The organism is Mesonia oceanica, assembly GCF_902499555.1.
GTDB lineage: Bacteria > Bacteroidota > Bacteroidia > Flavobacteriales > Flavobacteriaceae > Mesonia > Mesonia oceanica.
In genome coordinates, this window is record NZ_CABVMM010000031.1 from 1 (window position 1) to 4,820 (window position 4,820).

General features: G+C 56.3%; 1 protein-coding gene. It reads right to left on the reverse strand.

Going from position 1 to position 4,820, the window contains the following annotated elements; translation table 11 throughout:
• Positions 1-4,820, reverse strand: a 4,820-nt coding sequence (locus tag FVB9532_RS19065; protein WP_150546774.1) for a T9SS type B sorting domain-containing protein, incomplete at both ends; no start/stop codon positions are given.

Consider the following 4,820-nt stretch of genomic DNA (forward strand, 5'->3'; position numbering starts at 1 on the left):
CTTTTCATTGTAAAGTGGTTCTTGAAGGTCGTAGGCCTGGGCACGCCGATGCCGCCATCCTCTGCGGGCACCCCTGGCTCGAGGTACTCCACACTGAACCAGTAGTCCCCGGAGGGCAGAGGGCTGCCGTTATAGGTCCCGTCCCAACCCGGGGAACTCGGGCTGAGCTGTTTCAAAAGCTTTCCGTAGCGGTCGAAGATGTAGATCCTCGCACCGCGGTTAAGGTCGGTATCCAGCCCGATGATGTTCCACGTATCGTTGTAACCGTCACCGTTGGGCGTGAAGAACGGCGGGAAGTCGATAAAGGACACCGCCCTTGATTCGGTGGTGCCACAGCCGTTTCTGTCCCTTCCGTAAACGGTATGCACACCGGCAGAGAGCCCGTCGAAGTCAAGTATACCACTGGAAGGCATCACCGACCAGGGGCCGTTGTCAACGCTGAACTCATAGTCACCGTTGCCGCTGACATTGTACACCCGAAGGCTGTGCTCCCCTTCAAAACCGATGGAGGTAGGCGCCACCTCAAACTCTGGTGGGTTGCTCCCCAAAATAACAATGGTATCGGGGTTACTGCCACAGTTGCCACCGGTCCCGTCAATGGTGTTAAGGTCGAAGGCTATTACGCTGTACTCCCCGTCCTGTAAAGGGTTCCCACTGCCACCGCCAACACTGATACTCGGGCCGTCCTCTCCCGCGATCAATATGTCGTTGTAGCGCCATTCAAAGGTATAACCCTCACCGTCCATACCCGTATCGATCACAAGGGGCGTATAGTCACCGCCATCCACAGGGGTCGAAGGGTCGCTGTCGGAACAGATGTACATCCCGTTATAGCTGCTGATATCAACGCTAGGGCGCGTGCCCACACTCACGGGGATCATTACCACACCGGTACTGTTGCAGTAGGTAGTGGTATCCACCACTTCGGCATAGATCACATCCCCATCACTGGTAAGGTATACCGGCTCTTGTGTTTCAGGGATACGAACCCCGTTTTCATAATCGGTTTCACTCGCGTAATAGTACACTTCGGTATCGGGTGTCCCGTTGTTATCAATAGCAACATCAAAATCCTGTAAATCGACCGTAGCGGTATTTTCACCTTCGTTATCCGAACAGGCCGTTATTGAAAGTACCGCATCTTCGGCAATGCCCGGGCGCGGCTCCACCTTGATGTGCAGCACACCGATAAGCGCCTGATCGGTGATCCCACAGCCGGTAAGGTCATGGGTCAACTGGATGTAGAAAACATCGCCATCGGAGGCTATATATCCCGGGGGCACTTCACCGGTACCGTTAACGGCACCATCAGCGGTAAAGTGGATGCTCACCGTGTAATCTCCGATACTGCCGTTGGTAGCCGTACCGGGGTCCAACAGGGGAACCAAGATACCGGGGTTGAACGTAACATCATCGTAATCGTATACAGAACCAGCTACATCTTCGGCATAGAAGCTGCCCGTGCCAGAACCGGCATTATCGGAACATAGGCTGTAGCCGAAATCAAGACCGTCCACAGAGGTGTTCAGTACAGGGGCGGGCTGTACCACGAGCTCAAAGGGCACCACCACATAACAGAAGTTACCGGGGATATCACTATCAACACGGGCATAGATCACCTGTACATTGGTAGGGTTGCCGCTTGCGTCAACTTCGTTGTACGAAGGCTCGTTCACATAGGCTCCCGGGTCACCGATCAGTTCGACCGCATCTTCATTCTCTGCGGCTTCCGCTGTTCTGTAATAGCTCACCTGTACCGGTTCTCCCTGGGAGATCAAATCCCCGTTAAGTGTCAGGTCGAAGGGCGACTGCGCCACCCCATCGTTGGTATCGTCACAGGCCGTCATCCGAAGTACATCCGGGTCCGTTTCAGAAGGGCTCGGCATAGGGAGCACCGTGATGGTAAGGGTCTCCACTGCGCTACAGGCGGTGGAGCCTTCGCCCTCCCCGACGTTATGGGTCACTTCCACATAGATTGTCTGCGGGTTCTCCTCGTTCTCATAGGCGGTAGGGTCGGCTATGGCAACACCCGCCTGGTAATCGGGCTCGCCCGCATAGTAGCTGAAACTGAAATCCGAAGGCACAGGGCCACCAAAGATCTCCTCTTCCTTCACGGTCAGGTCGAACACCTCCATAGGGTAGGGCTCCCCGCTATCGTCCTGGTTGCACAACTGCAGTCCGGAAGGGTGGGTAAGCTCGGGGAGGCTGTTCACGTTAAGGGTGAAACTGTTGTCACCCGGAAGGAAAAAGCCATCGATGCAGCCCGTCTGCGTATTTGCCAAACGCACATAGATCACCTGGCCGTTGAACTCGTTGGTGTAATGGGTGGGCACCGCTATGGCACCGGTGCCGGAAATGGCACCCCCTTCACTGGTATGGTAGGTGATCTCCAAATTGGACGTATCGGCATCCCCGAAGATGTTATCCTCGTTCTCGGTAAGGTCGAACACCCCGATCCCGTTGTTATCATCGCCATCACAGATGTAAAGGTCTTCCAGCTCCCCCTGGATCTCCGGGGAGGCTATCGTCACCAGTTCAAGCGCACGCACCGTATAACAGCCCGTCTCATCGTTCTCCGCACGTACATAGATCGTCTGGCTGTCGTCGTTCACCGTGGTGTAACTGGATTCGTCCTCGATCGCATCAACACCAAGTTTCGCGTTGGAAAGGGTCGTATGGTAGGTGATGCTTACTCCGTCCTCCCCGTTAAGGATGCCATCGGTCGCTGCCGAAAGGTCGAAGGCCACCACCCCGTCGTTGTCCTCGTCGCACTGCTCGATCGCCGGAAGCTCCTCGGCTATGCTTGGATTGGGCGTCACCGTAAGGGTTAGGTTCGTATGGGAAGTACAGCTGTTGCCCCCGGTTACCGTGAGGTACACCGTAACGGGCTCATCGGCATCAACCTCATAGGCAGAGGGGTCCTCGATGGGGATATCCGCATCGCGGTCGGACTCACTGGCGTAATAGCTTACGGAAAGCGTACTGTCACCGCCCGTCACCTCAGGGGTGGCCTCGGTAAGGTCGAAAAGGCCGATCCCATCGGTAGGGCCCTGGGCACTGTCATCGCAGGCAAAAAGACCCGTAGGGTTCATGATCAATGGGTCCACCCCTACTTCCAGTTCAAAGGAGGCCGTACGGTAACAGCCCGTGGCTATATCTTCAAGGCGTACCCAGACCGTCAACGGGCTCTCCCCCTGGTTCGGGTAGGCCGTAGGCGTACCGATAAGGTCAAGGCCACCCCCTGCCTCGGCTCCTTCCAAACTCTCGTAATAGCCAAGCTGGTAATCATCGGGGGACTGCGCCCCATAGATCGCTCCGGAGTTCTGGGTCAGGTCGAAAAATGCATTGCCGTCACCGTTGCCGTCACAGATGAAAAGGTCCAGATCACCGCTGGCCATATCGATCTCGGGAAGGGGTACCACTTCAAGGGTAAGGCTTACGTAACGGTGGCAACCGGTGATGGTATTGGTCGAACGCGCATAGATCACCTGCTCCCAAGGGTTGGTGTTCCCATAGTTCGATACATCGGTTATCGCATCAACCCCCAGATCCGCGCTCGAAGCCGTAGGGTGGTAGGTGATCTCCACATTGTCCTCTCCATTGGCGATAAGCGTTTCAAGGCTCTCCAGGTCGAACTCTGAAAAACCGTCGTTGTCACTGTCGCACTCCTGGTAAACCTCTAGATCCGCACTTGGCGTGGGCGAGGGCAAGGGGTTCACCGTAAGGGTGAGGGTCGTCACGGCACTGCAGCCGTTGGGACCGGTGACCTCCGCCAGCAGTGTCTGCTGCGCGTAGTCCACCTCGTTGGTATTGGTATAGGCGGAAGGAACGGCTATGGGGTCGCCCGCATCAAGGGACGCCTGGTCCTCGTACCAAAGCACCGTCCAGGCGTTGTTGCCACCGGTAAGCTCTCCCTCCTTAGAGGTCAGGTCGAAGATGCTGCGACCATCGGTATCGCTACCGCTGGCAAGGTCATCACAGCTCTCCAACGGGGAGGGCTGTACAGGCTCGGGTAGCGGCGCCACCTCAAGCAGCAGCGGTACTACGCTATGGCAGCCCGTGGGGGTGCCCGTATCCTCGACACGTACCCAAACCTCTCCGCCGGTGCTAAGGTAGCCCCCGGGACCGGGTATGGAAGGGGATCCTGCCAATGCATCCACCTCGCTGGAATGGTAGCTTACCTGGTAGACACCAGGGTCAAGCCCGTCAAGTACTTCTTCTGATACCGTGGTCAGGTCGAAATAGGCCTGCCCATCAGAATTCTCATCGCACACGGAAAGGCCTTCCGGCTCAACGATCACGGGGCGGTCGTAAACCTCAAGCTCCAAAGTGGTCGTCTGCACACAGCCGTTGGTGTTGTCAACGGCACGCACGTAGACCGTCTGGTTATAGGGCGATACGTTCGCATAGGGCGATTCAAAGGCGTTCACCCCGTTCTCCGCATCAAGCTGCGTTGGGTGGTAGCTCACGCCGACACCATCATTCCCTCCGGTCACCTCTTGGTCCCTATCGGTAAGCATAAACTGCGTATGGATACCGTCGTTGTCGTTGTCACAGGCGATAAGCGGAGAAGGGTCGAAAATCTCAGCCGAGGGCGTGGCCTCGATCATAAAGCTAGACGTCAAATAGCATCCGGGAGAGGAGTTCGGGCTTACCTTGAAGAAGATCTCCTCCGGGTTGGAACCGTTCACATAGGAAGTGGGGTCCAAAATAGGGCTGTCATTGTCAAGGGAGGACTCTCCCGCATAATACGATACCGTATAAGAACCTGCACTCTGGCCTGCTAAAGCCTCTATATTGCTCTGCGTCAGATCGAAGGT